Here is a 20,998-nt window from a genome sequence, read left to right as displayed (position 1 = left end):
ATCTTTTAATTTTAAATCTGATCGTTTAAAATCAGAAAATAATATTATACGTTAACTGCGTTAAGTAAAGTCGCTACTCCCAATAAAGCGGAAGTTTCATTGTCAGTTGAGATTGCTACTTCAATTTTAATTCCAGCATTTTTTGCTTTCTCTTCAAAAGCATTCAGAAATAAATCACCAGCATTGGCTAATTTTCCACCAATGACAAGCATATCGGCATTAAAGTTTTTTAGGCATGGAATTACAACCTCGGCAAGATCTTCCCCAAATTTACTAAAAGCTTCGATAGCTTTTTCATCTCCTTCATAAGCTAAGTTGTATAAATCTATGCCTTCATTCAGTTGATTACCACTTAAGTTTTTGTAATTGGCGAGCAAACCTCTTAATGAAACTGCATCTTCGGCGATACCATTTTTGTATGGAAGATTCCATATTTCACCATTTTCAGGGACATTGTTTCCTTTGTTTATTACTTTTCCATTTTCAACAAAACAGCCGCCAAGCCCCGTTCCTAAGGTAATTGCCATTACTCTTTTGGTAAGGTTTTTCGGGTCTTTATATACTTCACCTTTGCCAAAACTGGTGGCATCATTATCTGAAACTATTGGAAAATTTTGCTCAAAATTGAAACGTTCTCTTAACAGGTCTTTTATATTCAAACCATAAAAATTGTCGTATTTATTTTGATCCTTTATCCAAAAAGTTCCTTTTTCGTAATCAAATGGCCCAGGAATAGCCATAGCAATTCCCGAAAGTTTTTCCACCTTCAACTTTTCGCATAAAGAACGAATAATATTTTCCCAATAATCCATTACCATACTGACTGATAAATTCGAATTGAAAGAAACTTTAGAAACAGATTCTTCAATAATTTTCATCTCATTTATGTCAATAATTGCGGCAGTAATATGTGAACCGCCGACATCCATCCCTATTGCAAATCTTTTTTCCATTGTAATGTAATTGTTCTTTATATATCTTTTTTTTTATTATTCCACTGTGATTTCGTCCACAAATAGCCAGGCAGGTTTCCCAGCACCTGGTGATCCTTCAGGACAAACACCAATATTTTTGGCTGTAACGCGAATCACTTTTGCTTTTTGCTTTGCAAAATTTGTTGTGATATCATTCAACATCACTTCGGTTACATTGGTTGGAACCGGATTTAGAATGGTTTCTACTTCTTTGAAATTTATTCCATCAACCGAAATCTCGAATTTTACCCATTTAGGCATGAACATCCAGTTATTAAAATTTTGAATGGTTCCTATCGAAATACTGCTGATATCTGTTAGTGTTCCCAAATCAACTGTTGCCACTACGTCGTCTCCTTCAAATCCATGCCAATACAGATAATGGTTTTTAGTGCCTTTAAATCCGTCGGTAAGGGAATTATTTCCCGTTCCTTGATAATTTTTACTGTATAGCTTTTCGTATTTGACGTCTTTGCCAGTGGCTTTGTTGAAAGTGAATCGCTGTTCAGCTGGTTTCGAAACCATTGTTTTATTATCAACTACGAGAATTGCCCTTACGGTTGTTGTTCCGTTAATTTCAAAGGGTTTTTCATATTTTTTTGAACCAATATTTGGAAAACTTCCATCGGTAGAGTAATAAATCGTTCCGTCATTATTTTCAGATGAAAGAGAAACAGTTATCGTACCCTTGATGCGTTCAGCATTGATGTCAACTTTAAAATTTCCTTTGGAATATCTGAATCCTTTTTGTTCAAATGATGTTAAATGAGGTTTTAACTTTTGGCTAAAATTATCCCAATTGCGTTTTTCTTTGGGTGACCAAACCACTTCTGATAAAGCCAGCATACGAGGCAAAATCATATATTCGACTTGTTCTCTTGTAGTGATATATTCTGTCCACAAATTGGCTTGCGAACCTAAAATATGTTTGGCTTGTTCAGCAGTCAATTCTTTTGGAATAGGATCGTAATTATAAATACGTTTCAATGTATTAAATCCACCGAAAGCCTGAGGTTCATTTTCACTATCGCCTTGGTAATAATCAAAATAGAGTGGAGTAGCAGGTGTCATAATAACATCGTGTCCCATTTTGGAGGCTTCAATTCCTCCAGCTTCGCCTCGCCAGCTCATAACAGTAGCCTCGGGTGCCAAACCTCCTTCCAGAATTTCATCCCAACCAATCATTTTTCTGTTTTTGGAAACAATGAATTTTTCAATTCTTTTGACAAAATAACTTTGTAATTCTTCTTCGTTTTTCAAACCTTCGCTTTTCATTCTCGCCTGACATTTCGGGCAGTTTTTCCAGTTTGTTTTATCAACTTCATCTCCTCCAATGTGAATGTATTTCGAAGGGAAAAGAGCCATAACTTCCGTCAATACATCTTGCAAAAAATCAAAAGCTTTGTCATTTCCTGCACAGAAACTACCATCAACAGTGCTGGCTGGAAAAGTACCGCCATTACCAAAATGTACTTTTCCGTTACAGGAAAGTTCCGGATAGGCTGCCAATAAAGCTTCGGTGTGTCCTGGCATTTCAATTTCGGGTATAATTGTAATGTTCCTTACTTTTGCGTAATCAACAATATCTTTGACTTCTTCCTGAGTGTAAAAACCTCCATAAATCGATTTAGTAAAATCATCAGAAAATTGTATTCCAGACCAATTCCAAGGCTTTCCAGTATCATCAATGCGCCAAGCAGCTTGTTGAGTCAGTTTAGGGTATTTCTTTATTTCCAAACGCCAGCCTGCTCCGTCAACCAAATGCCAATGGAAGACATTCATTTTGTACAATGACAATAAATCGATAAATTCCTTCACCATATCAGCAGGGAAGAAATGACGACTTGTATCAAGCATTAACCCTCTCCATTGAAAGCGTGGGTAATCTTTAATCTGCATACAAGGAATTTCAGCAATTCTATTAGTACGGGTTATGGGAAGGGTTTGAATTAATGACTGTACACCATAGAAAAGGCCTTTAGGTGTATTGGCCGTTATTAAAATTTCATTCGGGTTGACATTCAAAAGATAACCTTCGTCACCAATTTCGTTTGTTTTCTGAATTTCGAAACGAATGTTTTTGTTTTTTTTAGTATTGATTTGTAGAGCAGTTCCAGTTATTCTCTTAATGTATTCCTTGAAGAAAAGAATCGTTGGCTCAACAGATTTGTCTTTGGCGTTATAGCTAATGGAAGTTGAAGCGTCAATAAGAAAGCTTCCCGTTTTTAATTCGAGATTTACAGGTTCCGGAATGATATGCACGACTTGTTGCGCCTGCAAAGCAAAGGACAAAAAGAACGATACTAAAAAGACAATTTTTTTCATTTCAAAACCAATATTATTTTTTGCTTTCTTGTGATTTTTTGCTAAAGTAATTATTTTTTATGGAAATACTAAATCGTATTAGTAATTTGAATGTCGATAGTCAAATTTTAACATAAAACTAAATATTTTCCATTATTTTAACCATTGCTTCGTGAAAATATATAACTAAAATCTTATTTTGATGTAAATTAAATCGATATAGTTGATAGTTTAAACCTAATCTATTTCTTCTAAAAGCAAAGCATCTTTGTTTCGTTATTCAACAACATACCAAGTGTAACTTTCCGGTTCGATTGAAAAAGTCAGTTCGGCTTCATAATTACGGTTGATTTTGTAATTTTTAGCAATACCTTCTTTCTCCCGAATTTTAGCATTATCGGTTAAACCCGAATAATACAAAGGCACTTTGATTGTTCTTATCATTTTATCCTTGGTAGGGTTGTACAACATGATAAATGCTTTTTGTTTCAATGTCGGATTCACATGCACAAAACCATCCCAATCCCTGCCATCAGCGCGACGTAACTGAATCATGTCGGAATTCAGAATTTCACGGTATTTTTTGTACCAATTGATGGTTGTTTTAACCAATTCTTTTGTTGCATTAGTGTCATATAAGCGAGGACCTCTGTAACATGCCTGAACTCCAGCTCCGTAATATTGAATCATCAATTGTTCGTAATCCTTTAAGTGTTCGCTCAATGGCTCTAAAACAGCCGAAGCATCACCACCCTGATAAGCTGTCAAAGGAACAAATCCCCAGGACATGGAAGCTGATTTTTCAATTGTTCCGTCGTGGATATTCTGGCGGTTCAAAATGCGTTGTTGATCTCTTGGCAAAGAAAAATTGACTTCACGATAACCCAAAGCTATTTTATGTGTTCCGTCAAGGAAGTACCAATCGGGTGCGTTGATATAAACTCCTTTTTCGTTTAGCCAACGGTACAACTCTTTTTGGATTTCCATTTGTCTCCATTGTGAATCATCTATGCCTTTGTGACCGGGATGTGTGGTCGAAGCGCATACATCTCCGGGATACGGCCCGTCATTTTCCCAAATGTCAAAACCTGTTTCTGTGAAAAATTTCTTGATTCTGTCTCTATAGGACAATCCCCATTTACTTCCAAAACAAGGCGCATGTCCGCCAAAAAACGCTCCGCCAGGTTTCCCGGTTTTTGGATCGACTACATCATCTTCATCGCTAATTCGTCGGCTGCTAAACAACGAATAGCCACCAATTTTTACTCCTTTGCTATGAGCGTAATCTGCTAATGCTTTCCATTTTTGATAATTTTCAGGAGTATCCAATTCCATGTTCAAATGACTTCCAAAACTCAAAATCAATGCTTCGTAACCCGTTGCGGCACATTGGTCAATTGCAGTACGCACTTGTTCGTCGTTTTTGCTTACCAAGTGCATGAAAATTGGGTTTTCGGTTGTCCAGGGAGCTATAGTACGATACATTTTCTTGATCATCAATCCGCGACGTTGACGGTCGTAAGTGTCAATCAGTAATTCGTTACTGCGAACCGAATTGTAAACTTCACCCGGTTTTAACTCAATTCCCGGTGTTTTTTTAGGATAAACCTCAAGTAGGCAAGGTGTTTTGTAATTGTAATGTACTTGTGAAGTGTAAACGGAATCCTTTTTCCAATGTGTAGTTTGATCGCTCAATTCGTAACTCATTGAGTTGTTGAAAGCATAATTGGTTTCGATATAAAATCCGTGTTGGCTTCGCATCTTTTCGGGATTGCCTTCCACGGCGCTTTGCTCTTCAACCATAGCAATGGTTTCATTTATGACTCTATCAAGTTTGAAAACTTTTTGAGTTGAATTTTCGATTGTAACTGATTTGGTAATCAATGGTAAACCATCATATAATTCATAGTTTACTTTAACTTTTAGACCTTTAAATTCCTGTAGGGAAGAAGCGTATTCAAAAACCAATAATTTTCCTGTGGCTAGTTTTTTGTTCATTGCCCAATTATTTGCTTTCCAATTAATGTATGGTTTTATGTCTGAAATTGTATAGTTGACAAAAGTAAAATCCTCTTTGCCAACTTCCATTTTATCAACCCATTCGGGTAATAGATAGGCATTTTCTTTTTGACCTTTTAATCCGCCAATGTTGTATTCTTTTCCGTCAAGCGTAATTTTGGCTTCTGGTTTTACAGCTCTGATTAATTGTTGATCTGTAGTCAGATTGGTGAAATCAGTGCATGCAACATTTGGCGAAATTCTAAAAGTTCTTCGCACTAATCCGTTATTTAGGATAATTGTTTTTCCTTCTTTGTAAACAGATGCTTTTTGAGTAATCGGTGTAACCAGCCAATCAACATTTGTTGATTGATAGGGTGAATTTTGTTTGCGCTCAGTTTTATTTTGCGCTTGTACAAGTCCTATATTTAAGATTGTCAGAATTGAAAATAGAAATCGATTCATTTGAAAATTTATTTTAAAACAAAAAGCATTAATTGTTTGAAATAAAAACAAAAGGTTATTATTTCAATACTTCTGATATTTCTTTTGCTATAGGATGTTCTGCCTTAAAAGTATATCCCATCAGTTTTGCAATAGTTTGGGCAAATTGTTCTTGATATAATTGACCTTCCGTTTTTACTTCTCCTTTTTCACTAATGCCTGGCCCCATAGCGGCAAACCATATTTCGGATGCGTCCTGAATAGAACTGCCATGACTAGTCCATTCCTGTTTTATCTTATCACCACGACCATGATCTGTTGTGATGAACAAAGCAGTTTTATTTTTATATTTTGGGTCATTTTGAACAAAGTCCCAAATTTGTTTGATCCAAGCATCGACTTGATGAGCCGCATCTAAATAAGAACGGTATTGCCCCGCATGTGCCCATTCGTCTGTTTCACCAAAAGCGACATATAATACTTTTGGCTTATTTGTTTTTAATTCCTCTATGGCACTATATTGAGTAAAAACATCAAAACATTCATCGGTATGCCAAGGTTTATAAGAATCCTTAAGCATGTTATTAATTAGTTTTTGTTGTTCTGTTGGCGTATTTCCTCCTATTTTGTCAAAAGCGGAAGCAACGGGTATTCCGCTTCGTTTTTCATTTAAGATTCTGTCAAATGCTTCCCATGCGCCAAAAGCTGCCACTTTTCCTTTTAGTTTTGGCTGTTGGTTTAAAAATTCCAGTAAGGTAACATGAGGATTTGGACCATAATCGTTAGAATTTATTGCAGGATCGGCATAACCGGTCATTATTTCACTATAACCCGGATAGCTGAACCAATGCGGATTCGCATTATTTACTTTATTTCCATAATTTCTGTTACCATATAATTGTCCTTTTGAAGCAATAGATGACCATATAAAAGGCATCAATTTTTCTCGACGTTCCTTAACATCAGGACTCCAGTATTTTTTAAAAATATAGGTGCTGTCCCCTTGATTAAATTTTCGGTCTTTGGCAATTGTCTGATCCATTCCTTCAAAAAGCTCATGCCATCGAAGTCCATCCGTAGTTATGATGATAATGTTTTCTGCTTGTTGTGCATAAGATAAAACACTTGTGAATACCAGCAATAACAATAAGTATTTTTTCATATATGTAAAATTTATTTATTATAGGTCATATAGGGTATGCTTCGCCAATTCGCTACCGCTCGGGTCGCCTTTTGTTTATTGGTGTTTATCTCACAACAATTTATTTTCATCGGTGTTCGATGATTATTAATTGCTTGCGCAAACTTGTTGTTAATGGCGATTTCATAGGAATGTATTTAAATATTTTTATCAGCTAGAATATTTGGATGATTTTTGCTGACATTAACAATTAATTCTCCAAATAAGGTATTTGCCCAGGCAAACCATTTGCGCGTGAATTTTGTGGCATCGTCTTTATGAATCGATTCGTGCATAAATCCGGTATCAGCATGGGTTTTCCTTAAGGTGCTGATGCAATATTTAATTTCGTTTTCATCTACACTTGTAATTGCTCGTAAAATAATACTCATTGGCCAGATTGTATCGGCTCCAGTGTGAGGCCCGCCAATTCCTTCGGCCGCTTTTCCTTTGTAGAAAAATGGATTATTGTCTGAAAGAACTACTTTTCGGGTATTCAAATACAATGGACTGTCTGGTTTTATGGCACCCAAATAAGGCAACGACAATAATGAAGGAATATTGGCGTCGTCCATAAAATGGAAACTTCCATAACCGTTTACTTCAAAGGCTATAATTTCACCGAATTTTGGATGGTTAACAATTCCGTTCTCTTTCAACCCTTTTTGAACCTGTGCTCTTAATTCGGATGCTTTTCTAACAATTTCATCATCTTTTAAAGTCGGAGTTGAACACATTTCAATCATGTAACCCAATATTTCGATAGCAAACATATTGCTCGGAATCAAATAGCCAAATAAAGTACTATCATCACTCGGACGGAAAGTTGATACAATCAATCCGCATGGTTTTACAGGATAGCCGTAACCTGATAAAGGTACACCATCAGTTGCCCAAGCGGTGTTTCTTTGGAAAGTGTAAGGGCCTTTGTTTGTCCAACGCTGTTGTTCTTTGAACGTTTGTAAAACCAAATTCATAGCTTTTATCCAGTTTTCGTCAAACATAGAAGTGTCTCCTGTTTCCTTCCAATAACCGTGAGCCAAACGAACCGGATAGCACAAACTGTCTATTTCCCATTTGCGTTCGTGGATTCCGGACTGCATTTTGGTCAAATCACTTTTCCATTCACTCACCTGATTGAAATCTTTGTAAAAAGCATTGGCATAAGGATCAAGCAAAATGCATTTCGTTTGACGGTTGATAACTCCTTTTACCAATTCTTTCAGCTTTTTATCTTCTTTTACAAAAGGGATGTATGGCCAAATTTGGGCAGTAGAATCACGGAGCCACATAGCATCGATATCTCCAGTTATTACATAAGTATCCGGTTTTCCGTCGATGATTTCGAAATCGACTGTGGTATCCAAAGTATTTGGGAAACAGTTTTCGAACAACCATGCCAATTCCGGATTTGCAATTTGTTTTTTGATACGAACAATGGCGTCCTCAATAGCTTTACTGGTGAATTTTCTTTGTGCCAATGGAGGGCGTTGGCTCACAAAATCAGTTCCTAAATTAAATAAGGAACCGGATTCTAAAGCAAAAGCATCAGTGCTCAGGGCTAACATTCCTGCAGATAATATCCCTGTATTTTTTATAAAATTTCTACGTGATTGCATATTTTCGGTTAATTGTTTTGTTGTTGATGGTTTATTGTCTATTTGACGATGATCTGCTGAAACCATTGTCAATTTATTTACTGTACGAATACGGATAGCTTGCCTTGGTTGCTCCTCTGTTTTTGTTTGGAGCATTAATCATGTTGAAATCCAGTTCGGCTCCTTTTTGCAAATCAAAATGGTTGATGTAATTTTTGTCATACACTTTTTGGTTCCACTTTAATTCCTGAACGTATTTGTTTTCGGCCGAATTTTTATCTGCTTTGATCACGATTTGTTTTCCGTTTTCCAAAGAAACTGTTACTTTTTTGAACAATGGCGCACCCAAAACATATTCATCCGAAGCCGGACAAACAGGGTAGAAGCCCATTGATGAGAAAACATACCAGGCCGAAGTTTGTCCGTTATCCTCGTCACCGCAATAACCATCAGGTGTTGGTTTGTACAAACGGTTCATCACTTCTCTAGACCAATATTGTGTTTTCCAAGGTTGTCCCGCATAATTGTACAGGTAAATTACGTGCTGAATTGGTTGGTTTCCGTGAGCGTATTGTCCCATATTCATAATTTGCATTTCACGGATTTCGTGAATCACACTGCCATAATAAGAATCATCGAAAGTTGGCGGCAACGAAAAAACTTCGTCCAGTTTGTCTGTAAACGCTTTTTCGCCTCCCATCAAATTGATCAATCCTTGGATATCGTGGAAAACGCTCCAGCTATAGTGCCAACTGTTCCCTTCGGTAAAAGCATCGCCCCATTTAAACGGATTGAAATTTTTGGTAAAACTACCGTCTTTATTTCTTCCGCTCATTAATTTGAATTCGGGATTGAACAGGTTTTTATAGTTCATCATGCGTTTTTCGTACTGCGCAATTTCTGTCGCAGGACGGTTTAGAGCTTTCGCCAATTTCCATATTGCAAAGTCATCATAAGCATATTCCAAAGTACGTGCTGCATTCTCGTTGATTTTTACATCATAAGGAACATAGCCCAAAGTGTTGTAATATTCCACTCCTTTACGTCCTGTGGCATTTGGACCTTCGTTGTTTGCTCCATGTTGCAAGGCATCATACAAAGTGTTGATATCATAACCTCTCAAACCTTTCAAATAGGCTTCTGCGACTATCGAAGCCGAATTGTTCCCCACCATACAATCTCTTAAACCTGGACTTGACCATTCAGGTAAAAAGCCACCTTCTTTATAATCATTGATTAATGCTTCCTGCATTTCTCTGTTGATGGAAGGATAAACCAAATTCAACAGGGGATACAAGGCTCTAAAAGTGTCCCAAAATCCCGTACCTCCGTACATATAACCGTCCAAAACTTTTCCGTTATACGGACTGTAATGCACAATTTTTCCCGAAGCTTCCAATTCATACAATTTTTGTGGAAAGCAAACAGTGCGGTACAAACAAGAATAAAAAGTATTCAGTTGTTCGTCGGTTCCGCCTTCAGCTTTTACTTTTCCAAGAGTTGTGTTCCAGGCATTTTTTGATTCGGCTACTACTTTTTCAAAAGGCATATTTTTTAATTCCGCTTTCAGGTTTTGTTCTGCTTGTTCAAAACTGATGAACGATGAAGCTACACGAACATTCACTTTTTCTCCCTTATTGGTTTTAAAGCCAACAACAGCTCCCGAATGGTCATCTTTCATTTCGAGTTGGTCTTTTGCTAACCCTTTATCATTCCAAGTATATTTTGTTTCAAATGGTTTGTCGAAAACCAAAACAAAATAATTTTTGAAATTTTCGGGAACGCCACCACTGTTTTTTGTTGTGTAACCAATGATTTTATTTTCCGAAGGAATGATTTTGATGTATGAACCTTTGTCAAAAGCATCAATTACAATTGATGATTGATCATTTTTAGGGAAAGTGATTTGGAAATGAGCAGCTCTTTCAGTTGCTGTTATTTCAGTTGTGATGTCAAAATCGGCTAAGTAAACACTATAATAATGCGGTTTTGCAATTTCCGATTTATGACTGAACCAACTTGCTCTTTCGTCTTCTTTATAAACAATTTTTCCCGTCACCGGCATAATCGAAAATTGACCATAATCGTTAATCCAAGGTGAAGGCTGGTGAGTTTGCTTGAAACCACGAATTTTTTCGGCTGTATAAGTGTACATCCATCCGTCGCCCATTTTACCTGTTTGAGGAGACCAAAAATTCATTCCCCAAGGACGGGCAATCGCAGGATAGGTATTACCGTTTGACAAACTGTGAACCGATTGTGTTCCGACCAAAGTACTAACATGGTCTACCGGACTAACCGTTTTGTCTTGAGCATTTACTGCAAAGCTCAAAAAAAGAAATGTCAAAAGGATGTAGCTGTTGTTTTTCATTATAGAGGGGGTAAATGATTATTATATTAAAGAGAAATATTGATGAAAACGGGTGCGTGATCAGAAAGACAAAGGTCATTTAGCGTTTCAGCAAAAACAGCGTACTTTTTCACTGTGATTCCTTTGGTTACCAAAATATAATCGATAAGCGGTCTGTCTTTGAATGGAATTTTTCCAAAATCATGAAAAGACCAATTTGGACCGTAAACAATTGGTGCCAGTTTTTTCGAATCTAAGAGAGTTAATGATTTTTCAGGTGCTAACAATGCCAATATCACTGATGAATCGGGCGTTGCATTCAAATCACCCATCATAATTTGAGGCATTCCTTCACTTAGTTGTGTGATTTTTGATTTTATCAAATTTACACTTTCACGTCTGGCAACTTCGCCTATGTGATCAAAATGAGTATTCAAAACGAAGACTTTTTTTCCAGTTGCTTTCTCTTTCAATTGTACCCAAGTAGCAATACGTTCACATGCAGCATCCCAACCTTTTCCTGGTTTTTCCGGTGTTTGACTCAACCAGAAATAGCCTGACTTGATTAGGGTAAATTTATTTTTGTTGAAAAGGATTGGGCTGTATTCTCCTTTTTCTTTTCCATCTTCGCGACCAACACCAATCGCAGTATATTCAGTCAAGTTAGTAGTGAAATCCTTTAACTGATGTGCCAAAACTTCCTGCATTCCCAAAATATCAATCTCATTGAAACGAACCATTTTTAAAGCGTTTTCTTTTCGGTTTTGCCAATTGTTCAAACCGTCACCCGGATTGTCATAACGGATATTGAATGTCATTATATTCAGACTCGATTGCGCTTTGGTCTGCGCATTTGCGTTGGCTAACGCAAATAATATTCCTAAAACCAAGATGGATTTTCTCATAATATTCTTTTTGAATTAGTTACATTTTTTACAAAGGTCTGTCTGCTTTTGCAGTTCCAAAAGTCAATGAAGGTTGGCTTCCCATATATAATTTAAGTTCGCCGCCTTTTACAATCATATCATGTGTAATATATGATTTTGTATAAGGTTTTCCGTTGTATTCCACTTTTTGAACATATATATTGGCTTTACTGTTATTCACAGCAATCATTTTGAATGACACATTTTCTTTGTAATGAATAATAGCTTCGTCAATCGCAGGACTTCCAAAAACATATATTCCGTTTGCATGGTTCACCGCATAGAATCCCATAGACGATAATACATACCAAGCCGACATTTGTCCAACATCTTCATTTCCACAAATTCCGTCAATTTTGGTGGTATAAAATTGGTCGAAAACCTGACGAACAATTTTAGCTGTTTTCCAAGGCTGTCCAACGTAAGCGTATAAATACGGAATATGATGGCTCGGTTCATTTCCTTGAGCATATTGCCCAATCAGACCGCTGATGTCCGGAGAAGCTTCTTCGCCAGCCACTTTTTCTGTAAGTGTAAATAATTGATCGAATTTCTCGATGAATTTTTGGTCTCCGCCAAATAAATCAATCAAACCGTAAGGATCCTGAGGAACTAACCAAGTGTATTGCCAAGCATTTCCTTCTACATAATCGTCTTTTCGGTGAGAAGAAGCAAGTGGATTGAATGGTTCTCTCCATTGACCGTTAGCCAGTTTTCCTCGCATGAAACCAGTGTTTTTGTCAAAGTATTGTTTGTACAATTCGGCTCTTTTAGTGAAATAAGAGTAGTCGTCCATTTTGCCTAAATCCTTAGCCATACGTGCAATACACCAATCATCGATTGCATATTCCAAAGCATTGGCAACGGTTTCCAATTGACTATCAGCAGGGATATATTGTATTTTTTGAACATAATCCATTCCAGCTCGGGTTTGCATAGCCGTTTTTTTGATGGCTTCGTAAGCCAAATTCACGTCATAATTGCGATAACCTTTAAAATAAGCATCTACAATTACCGCAATCGAGTGGTTTCCGTTCATACAATCGGTCTCATTCCCCATCAAATGCCAAACCGGTAATCTTCCTTGTTGTTGGTAAATTGCCAAAAATGTCTTTACAATATCATTGATTTTGTCTTGTTGTGTAATAGTGTAGAGTGGGTGCAATGCTCGATAAGTATCCCACAATGAAAACGTTGTGTAATTGGTGAAACCACTATTTTTATAGACTTTTTTATCTGTTCCTCTGTAATCGCCATTCACATCATTGAAAATTGATGGAGCAAACATGGTGTGATAAAAAGAAGTATAGAAAATAGTTTTGGTATTGGCATTGGCTTTGATATCTATTTTTGCTAAAGCTTTGTTCCATTTAGCATCCGCATTTTGAACCATTTTTGCGAAATCCCAAAGCGGAATTTCAGCTTTGATATTTGCCAACGCATTTTCAACACTCACTGGTGAAATTCCGACTTTCACCATAATAACATTTCCTTTTTTGTTTTTGAAATCCAAAATGGCTTTCATTTTTTTTCCTTCGCCTTGAAGTCCGCTTTTTGAAGCAATACTGTCATACAAAGCAATGTTCGAAATTTCTTCTGAGAATTCCATCGCAAAAAACAAGCGTTGGTCATCGGCCCAGCCTTTTGAATGACGATATCCGACAATGGTTTTGCTTCCTGTTTTCTGGATCATCGTTTGTTTTGGGCTATCCCAACCTACACCATCAGTAAGGTCTAATAAAATATGCGCTTCGTCTTTTGAGTTGAAAGTATATTTGTGAAAACCAACTCTTTCTGAGGTCGTTAATTCCGCTTTTACATTGTATTTGTCCAAAAGAACACTGTAATAACCAGGTTTCACTACTTCATTTTGATGCGAAAAAGTAGAACCATAACCATTAGGATCTTTTTTCTCTGCTTTGTTCAAAGGTACTTTTCCAGTTGCAGGCAACAACAAAATGTCGTTCAAATCTCCAATCCCTGTTCCGCTCAAATGGGTGTGTGTAAAACCTAGAATAGTATTGCTCGAATAATTATATCCACTGCACCAATCCCAACCTTCAAAAATAGTTGAAGGTCCCAATTGTACCGCCCCAAAAGGAACATTCGCTCCCACAAAAACGTGACCGTGCCCACCCGAACCAATGTACGGATTTACATATTGGGTGTAGGTGGCTTTTGGTTCATTTTTTGTTTTTCCTTGAGAGAAAGCTGGCGTTGCAAATAACATAGTTGCCATTGCAAGAACCGAAATTTTAAATTTGTTAGACTGCATAATTTTATTTTTTATCTAAATCTTTTTTAGGAGCACAAACAATTGGCATTTTTATGAACATTGTTCCCGCTGTCATTCCAATCTTTTTATCTCGTCCCAAAAAACGAGATAAAAAGGATTTTCCCTTCCATCGGGGCTAAAAGGAAACAATTCGTTTTTTTGCAATCATTTCTTTTTTATTGATTTAGACCTAACAGGTTTTTAAAGCCTGTTAGGTCATGTTTGAAAATCAAATGTTTTGAGTTTTTTAATTGATTTTCTTATTTATTTGTTTCTACTCAAAACATCAAACAACGAAGTAATCGTGATTTGCGGTTTTGAAATCGGAGTTTGAATCGAAATAGTTTTTTCTTCACCAGCTTTCAAATCAAAATAATTATCACTTAATCTGCCAGTGTAACCTTTTATATCAATCCATACAAATTTGGCGCCTTTTGTAGCTTTCAAAGTGATATTGTCACCCTCAACTTTGAAAGTGATTTGAGGATTTTTCAATTTCAAATCAATTGGGCGAACCTTGTCGATTGTTGGTTTTACATCGTCACGGTAGGCTTCTTTTACAGCGTACCAAGCGGCTTTTGGCTGGCGGTTATAATAATCTGTAATACTCCAGCTCGCAACCGGCCAACAATCGTTCAACTGCCACAATAAAGTCCCCATATTGTATGGTTCTTTGGAACGATGAATCGCAATGATGTTTTTAAAAGAATAATATTGTAAACATTGAGTCAAATAAGTATAATCTTTGACAGACCAAGTTTTTACGTGTGTTGTATCCTTGAAATAGCGTTGAATATAACTATTTAATTTTGTAAATCCTTTACCCGCTTTTTGGTGCGCTTTCAACACATCCGAATACAATTTTCTATCTTCTTCCTGAGTGATTTTTTCAATCGTAGAATAATTTGGCATCGCCTGCATTCCGTATTCGCTCACAAAACGACCTGTTTTTTTATTCACAATTTCAATGTCTTCAAGTCCCCACCAGGTTCCCCAATAGTGACTGTCTCCTTGTTTGATGCTTTCTTTTTTGCCCCAACCAAATAGGGGAGAACTGCTTACGTAAGGACGCGATGGATCTACTTCTTTTACCCATTTTGGGATACTGTCTTGAAACAGTCTTTTGTAGTCACTCCATAAACGGATAGAATCTTTCTTATTTATTTTGAATTGCTTTTGCCAACCCCAATTTTTGAAAGCTTCGTCAATTTCGTTATTCCCGCACCAAACCACAACCGACGGATGGTGGCGTAAGCGTTTAACTTGATATTTTACTTCTTCTTTTACATTATCAAAGAAATCTTTGTCACCGGGAACCATCGTTCCGGCAAACATGAAATCCTGCCAAATGTAGATTCCGTTTTTATCACACAAATCATAGAAATAATCATTTTCATAGATTCCGCCACCCCAAACACGAAGCATGTTCATGTTGGCATCTTTGGCTGTAGCAATCACTTTGTCATATTCTGCATGAGTCATTCTTGATAAAAACGCATCTGATGGAATGTAATTTGCTCCTTTCATATACACTGCTTTATCATCAATCTTGAAATAAAACGAAGCTCCTGCAGTGTCTTTTTCCTGAACCAATTCGTATTTATGAGGTGCCTTGTATTCTTCTTCAGCTTCTTTTTCGTCGAATGCTTCTAAACGAACTGCTTTCCAAATCCCACAAGTGGTGAATTTTGGTCCCCAATCCCAGCCAAAATGATATTGCGCTTTACGAACATAACATCTCGGATTGTCCGGAATAACATAGGGCAAATCTTTTTTAGCCAATGAATCAACCACATTTTGAGCCGATTTGAATATGATTCTCAATTCGTTATTCTCCGCTTTCAAATTTTGTTTCACATCAGCAGACCATTGACGGAACATATTGTTGGTTTTTAAAACCTCAATTCCGTTGATATAAACAGTGGCGTAAGTGTCTAATCCGTCGAAAACCAAAAGATTATTTTTCTTTTTCAAAAACTCGGGAGAAACATTAAAATTGGTTTTGTATTCCCAGTCTTTCTTCTCAATCCAAACCAATTTTTTCTCATTGTCACGATAGAATGGATCCGGAATCAATTTATTTTTCAATAAATCAGTATGAACTTCGCCTGGAACTGTAGCAGAATGCCAATCATTTTTTGTTACTTCTCTGAATTGCCAACCCTTATCGATTTCCATCGAAAGTTTTTCTTTATTGCTCGAACAGCTTGTTCCTAAAAACCACATTCCTGCCAAAAGCAACAATGCACTTAAATTGTTTTTTCTGATTCTATTCATTTCTTTTGGTTTTATTTAAACAAAATCTAATTTTTATTTAGCTTCGCCTTTTTCAGGTTGTAAATCTTCTAAAATTGGTGTTTCGATCGATTTAACGCTTGTTTGAAGCTTGTCATTTTTTTGTTCGAAAATTACAATTTCGTTAGCCCCTTCTTTCAGCCAACAACCCGGAACATATAAGGTTTGTTGTGGCCCAACACTCCAGTAACGCCCAATATTTATTCCGTTGATAAAGACAATTCCTTTGCCCCAATCACGCATGTCTAGGAAAGTATCTCCCTTTTTGGAAAGACTGAAAGTACCTTGGTAAAGGGTTGGTTCTCCTGCTTTTGCATTGCTTTTGGCATCAGCCAGATTCGGCATTTTGTCCATTGGTAGAGGATACATATTCCAGTCACCCGTGATGGTTTCTCCGTTTATAATGACTGGTGAAATAATCCCTTTGGTACTGTTGATTATTTTTGCCCCGTAATTAATACGTCCCATATTTTCAACGATGATGTCCAAAGTCGCATTGAAAGGGACATCGATCGTGCATTCGTATTTTTTGTAGTAACTATTCAATTCGGCTACTTTTTCACCATTGACATAAACAATTGCATAGTCGCGAAGACCATTTAATTCTAGTTTTCCGCTGATTGGCTGTTTGAATTTTTTGCTGTACCAAACATAACCGTGCCCTTGATTTAACTCTTCAAAAGTTAACGGTTTTTCATCATTTACAGGTTTGATTTTGTCTTTCAAAGATTCCAATGAAACCGCTTTGGTCAATTTAATTTCCGGAATCGAAATCACGTTGTTTTTGGCTGGAATAGCAGGTGTTTTTGGTGTTTTCAGCAATTCACGGATAGCATTGTATTTTTCGGTAGCCCAACCCGCTTCGCTAATTGGAGCGTCATAATCGTAAGAGGTTAAATCTGGTTGGATGTCGTGTTTTCCGTCGTAATTGGCTCCTGAAGTGAATCCGAAATTCGTTCCTCCGTGAACCATATAGTAGTTGAAAGAAATTCCTGCGTCAAGGTACTTTTTGGTTTGTTTGGCAACATTTTCAGCACTAACTTTCGGGAAAGGTTCCGCCCAGTGATCTAGCCAGCCCGGGTAGAATTCTGCTACCATATAAGGACCTTTTCCACCATTGAATTTATTTACTACCTCTTTTAGTTTGTCCACATTGTCTTCACCATTTGCAGTTGGTAATGCTCCCGGAAGCGCACCTTCGGCAAATAACCAACTTCCATCCGAAGTGAAGAAAGGCACGTTGAAACCAACGTCTTTTAACTGTTGGAAAACCGCGGCACTGTATTTTTTATGTTCTTCAACCGAAATATCTTTTCGTTGGGCAACATAGGAACCAAATTCATTTTCTCCCTGAACCATAATAATTGGCCCACCATTGGTTACCAATAAATTTTTAACCTGACCGTAAAGTGCCGTGAAATAGGCTTTAGTGGCAGCCAAATATTGCGGATTGTTACCACGAATTACCATTCCCGGTACTTTTTGGAGGAACCAAGGATAGCCTCCAAATTCCCATTCAGCACAAACATAAGGCCCCGGACGCAATATAACATAAAGTCCTTCTTCCTGAGCCGTTTTGATGTATTCGGCAATATTTCTGTTTCCGGTTTTAAAATCCCAAACTCCCGGAGCCGTTTCATGGTAATTCCAGAAAACATAAGTCGCAACGGCATTTAATCCCATTGCTTTCATCATTTGGAATCGGTGGCGCCAATATTCTTTCGGAATTCGGGCATAATGCATCTCACCGCTATGAATTTGAATGTTTTTTCCATCCAAAATAAAGTTACCGTCTTTAATTTCAAACGTATGTTTTTTTTGCCCGATTGCATTTGTAATCAACAAAAGGAAAAGAAAAAGGGAGAATAGATTTTTTTTCATTTTATAAATAAGTTGGCAGTTTTTTATGTCCACCCTAATCGCTAATTTTTTTCTTGCAGCATTATTAATTAGCGAATTAGGGTTGTAACATATTTTATTTTAATTCAGAAATTCTAATGTTTTGGTTGACCAATCATTGTCAAAGAAACCGGTCACTTTCATTTCGGGTAAACCTTTTAAAAGTAAGTCGGCTTTAAAGATCATTACATCAGGAAAACCTGTAATCCCCGAAATGTAATTGTTTGCCCACGTGGCTTTCATTCCAGCTTCCGAAGTTCCAGCAACAACACCTACCATGGCAATTTTGCTGTCTTTTCTTGGTAAAACGAAATAAGCGGCTAAATCATCTCCTTTAAGGATTTTATCACCCACTTTTACTTGCTGGTTGTTAATTTGGATTGGCGAATTTTTCAGTAATAAGTTCCATGCTTTGTTATTGGATGCATTTCCATAGATTATGACATTTCGGTCTTTGTATTTTTTCAATGAAAATTCGCTGTCAGGAATCACATCAATGCTTCCGTTTCCTCTGTAATAAAAGGTTTCCGCATCAAATCTGGCTCTGTTTTGGTACCATTCACGCTCTGGGGCTGAACCGCCAGTAGCATAGACAAAAACGACATTGTTATTGAAAGCAAACTTGAACCCACCTTGGCGATCAGCGTATTTTTCAGCAGTGTTGATTTCGTTAATAAATGCCCATTTTCCATCTTTTAAAGCTAAAATCGCTTTTTTATCGGCGGTAGTTTTTAAAGCCTGATCGTTGATATTTATTGTGATTTCGTCTTTTAATTCTAATGAAGGTAAGTCGAGTTCAAGTATAGAAACATTATCAGTTTTGAAATTAATTTGTTGCTTATCAATTTTAGCATTGATATTTGAAAAATCAAAAGGACGAATTTGTTGTTGTAGTTTTATCCAATAATCAGTCGAAGAAACTGCTGGCGTAGCAGTGTAGAAATCAATTTCTTTGACTTCTTTATTGGCGGGAATCGATTGACGTTTGAAGAATTCAAAAATAGGGAACCAATCCACAGAATGGTCGCCGTACCAATGTTCTCCTCCCGGATATTCATAATAACAAAAATTTGGATGAAAAGTGCTCAAAATCTGGCGCATCTCTCTAACTTGTGAAATAGGTACAGTTGAGTCGGCATCACCATGAAGAATATAAACACCTGATTGTTTCAGGTTTTTTACAATACTCTTTACACGACCTGAATTGGCTGAACGGTTGATGCTTTCAAAAGCTTTGAACTGATCATTCATTTCATCACCTTTATCGAATCCATAGGTCGCGATGTCAGGGTAGGAGGCACAAGGAGCAATAGCCGCAAATTTCCCTGGATAAGTTGTTCCCAAAAACCAGGTTCCATGGCCACCCATCGAATGTCCTGTCAAATAAGTTTGTGAAGGGATTGTATTGAATACTTTTTTGGCTTCCGCCAAAACTTCCAAAGCATCGATTCGTCCCCAATCTTCCCAATTGAAACCAAAAGGACGACGGTTTGTTGCAGCAACAATAGTTGCCCAGTCTTTTTGTTTGTAAGCACGAGCCTGGTTACGGGCTTCAACCGAAGCACCGTGAACTGAAAGAACTAAGGCTTTTTGGCCACTTCCCAATGCAGGAGCTACACTATAATATTGTACACTGTTGTCTACTTTGCTCAAAAAAGTACGCTCGTGATGAACCGTGGCAGAACGTTGCTGAATAGGTATTTCTGTTTCGTCTATCACTTTTCCGCTCTTATCAGAAAGGGTCAGTTTCATTTTTAATTCACCTGTATAATCCGCTTTTGCAGCAGGAACTTTGAATTTTACTTTTCTGACAAACAAAGGCATAATGTTGTCTGTTGCATAAGTAGCGGTTTCACCACTTGATAATTTTGCTGTAATAACAAGGTTTTTTAAGTCTTTTTCGGTAGCATTGATGACACGGATTGAAGCCCATTTTTCATCTTTTTCTCCATTAATTACATCTGGGAGTGTTAAATCGCGTTTGGTAAAAAGTATACTTTTTGACGGAATTACAATTTTAGATTTCACCCTGCCAAAGCGACCTTTTGTGTACACAAATTCATTTGTTCCTTTGCGTAATTTAAAAGGAATTAGTGTGTATCCAAAATCATAGTGATCGCCTTCGTGAGGCATTCCATTGATGTAAGTGCGTGTTCCGCCAGTAGTTTCCAAAAGGGCAATTTGTTCTTTTGGCGAATTATATTCTGTAAAAAGAAAAGCTGATCTCATTTCTTTTTGGCTAAAAACTCCAACAGAATCTTGTTTGATCGATTGCCAATCTCCTTTTTGTTTATTTGGATTTACGAATTTCCCAACCGCATATTGCCAGGCTACAGGATCTTGCCCGTTAAAAAGGGTACCGTTTTTTTTATCTGCAGGAAGAAAATACCCATCGCTGAATTGATGCAAAACATTTCCTTCGGCAGTGGTTACAATTTTTTCCTTTCCGAAATATTCTACAACATTTCCAGTGACTTTTGTTTGTGCAACTAAATTTGCACTCAAAAAACACAAAGAGAGTATTAATCCTGTCCTCATTTTATATCAATTTTAGTTTTATTCGTCTTTGTTTTTAAATTCAATTTTCAGAAATGACTTCGCAAACTAAATCGGTTTAGTAGTAAGGGTTAAAAAAATGGAAACTATCTCATTTCCATGCTTTTTTAAAAAATAACAAAATAAATCGATGTTATTTCCACAAATATAATAATAAAATGGGTTATAAACTTATTTATTTTTTAAAAATATTTTAGCA

At 36.9% G+C, this 20,998-nt stretch carries 11 protein-coding genes; all 11 read right to left on the bottom strand.

Annotated elements, in window-relative coordinates; genetic code table 11:
- Positions 1-44 precede the first annotated feature (44 nt).
- A complete protein-coding gene (locus tag OZP12_RS12390; RefSeq protein ID WP_281225314.1) occupies positions 45-953 on the bottom strand; it encodes an ROK family protein in 909 nt (302 codons plus the stop codon).
- A gap of 36 nt (positions 954-989) precedes the next feature.
- Entirely contained in the window at positions 990-3,299 is a 2,310-nt protein-coding gene (locus OZP12_RS12385) for a glycoside hydrolase family 20 protein (protein ID WP_281225313.1), read from the bottom strand.
- Positions 3,300-3,554: 255 nt separating this feature from the next.
- Positions 3,555-5,741: an alpha-galactosidase gene (locus OZP12_RS12380; protein ID WP_281225312.1), complete on the bottom strand. Its 2,187-nt coding sequence runs from the start codon at positions 5,739-5,741 to the stop codon at positions 3,555-3,557.
- Positions 5,742-5,799: 58 nt separating this feature from the next.
- Positions 5,800-6,882 (bottom strand): sulfatase-like hydrolase/transferase, encoded by a 1,083-nt coding sequence (locus tag OZP12_RS12375; protein WP_281225311.1) that lies wholly within the window; start codon positions 6,880-6,882, stop codon positions 5,800-5,802.
- Positions 6,883-7,058: 176 nt separating this feature from the next.
- Positions 7,059-8,519 carry a glycoside hydrolase family 125 protein gene (locus OZP12_RS12370; RefSeq protein ID WP_281229068.1) on the bottom strand — a complete coding sequence of 487 codons (1,461 nt, stop codon included), beginning with the start codon at positions 8,517-8,519 and terminating at the stop codon, positions 7,059-7,061.
- A gap of 73 nt (positions 8,520-8,592) precedes the next feature.
- Positions 8,593-10,869, bottom strand: coding sequence for a GH92 family glycosyl hydrolase (locus tag OZP12_RS12365; RefSeq protein WP_281225310.1), 2,277 nt, complete (start codon positions 10,867-10,869; stop codon positions 8,593-8,595).
- Between the two features lie 26 nt (positions 10,870-10,895).
- Positions 10,896-11,753, bottom strand: a complete 858-nt coding sequence (locus tag OZP12_RS12360) for an endonuclease/exonuclease/phosphatase family protein (protein WP_281225309.1) — start codon at positions 11,751-11,753, stop codon at positions 10,896-10,898.
- Between the two features lie 28 nt (positions 11,754-11,781).
- On the bottom strand, positions 11,782-14,049 hold the full coding sequence (locus tag OZP12_RS12355; protein WP_281225308.1) for a GH92 family glycosyl hydrolase: 2,268 nt from the start codon (positions 14,047-14,049) through the stop codon (positions 11,782-11,784).
- 264 nt (positions 14,050-14,313) lie between these two features.
- Positions 14,314-16,326, bottom strand: coding sequence for a beta-mannosidase (locus OZP12_RS12350; protein ID WP_281225306.1), 2,013 nt, complete (start codon positions 16,324-16,326; stop codon positions 14,314-14,316).
- A gap of 33 nt (positions 16,327-16,359) precedes the next feature.
- On the bottom strand, positions 16,360-18,225 hold the full coding sequence (locus OZP12_RS12345; protein WP_281225305.1) for a glycoside hydrolase family 35 protein: 1,866 nt from the start codon (positions 18,223-18,225) through the stop codon (positions 16,360-16,362).
- Positions 18,226-18,324: 99 nt separating this feature from the next.
- Positions 18,325-20,781 (bottom strand): carboxylesterase family protein, encoded by a 2,457-nt coding sequence (locus tag OZP12_RS12340; protein WP_281225304.1) that lies wholly within the window; start codon positions 20,779-20,781, stop codon positions 18,325-18,327.
- Positions 20,782-20,998: the final 217 nt, after the last annotated feature.

Origin of the sequence: Flavobacterium aquiphilum (genome assembly GCF_027111335.1) — a bacterium.
Classification (GTDB): Bacteria; Bacteroidota; Bacteroidia; order Flavobacteriales; family Flavobacteriaceae; genus Flavobacterium; species Flavobacterium aquiphilum.
Note: the sequence above shows the minus strand (reverse complement) of the source record. Positions and strands in the feature narration are given on the sequence as shown.

Bases quoted from the DNA above. Each gene is read 5' to 3' on its own strand.
- OZP12_RS12380 (WP_281225312.1), bottom strand. From the start codon at position 5,741: ATGAATCGATTTCTATTTTCAATTCTGACAATCTTAAATATAGGACTT.
- OZP12_RS12385 (WP_281225313.1), bottom strand. From the start codon at position 3,299: ATGAAAAAAATTGTCTTTTTAGTATCGTTCTTTTTGTCCTTTGCTTTG.
- OZP12_RS12370 (WP_281229068.1), bottom strand. From the start codon at position 8,519: ATGCAATCACGTAGAAATTTTATAAAAAATACAGGGATATTATCTGCA.
- OZP12_RS12375 (WP_281225311.1), bottom strand. From the start codon at position 6,882: ATGAAAAAATACTTATTGTTATTGCTGGTATTCACAAGTGTTTTATCT.
- OZP12_RS12355 (WP_281225308.1), bottom strand. From the start codon at position 14,049: ATGCAGTCTAACAAATTTAAAATTTCGGTTCTTGCAATGGCAACTATG.
- OZP12_RS12390 (WP_281225314.1), bottom strand. From the start codon at position 953: ATGGAAAAAAGATTTGCAATAGGGATGGATGTCGGCGGTTCACATATT.
- OZP12_RS12365 (WP_281225310.1), bottom strand. From the start codon at position 10,869: ATGAAAAACAACAGCTACATCCTTTTGACATTTCTTTTTTTGAGCTTT.
- OZP12_RS12340 (WP_281225304.1), bottom strand. From the start codon at position 20,781: ATGAGGACAGGATTAATACTCTCTTTGTGTTTTTTGAGTGCAAATTTA.
- OZP12_RS12350 (WP_281225306.1), bottom strand. From the start codon at position 16,326: ATGAATAGAATCAGAAAAAACAATTTAAGTGCATTGTTGCTTTTGGCA.
- OZP12_RS12345 (WP_281225305.1), bottom strand. From the start codon at position 18,225: ATGAAAAAAAATCTATTCTCCCTTTTTCTTTTCCTTTTGTTGATTACA.
- OZP12_RS12360 (WP_281225309.1), bottom strand. From the start codon at position 11,753: ATGAGAAAATCCATCTTGGTTTTAGGAATATTATTTGCGTTAGCCAAC.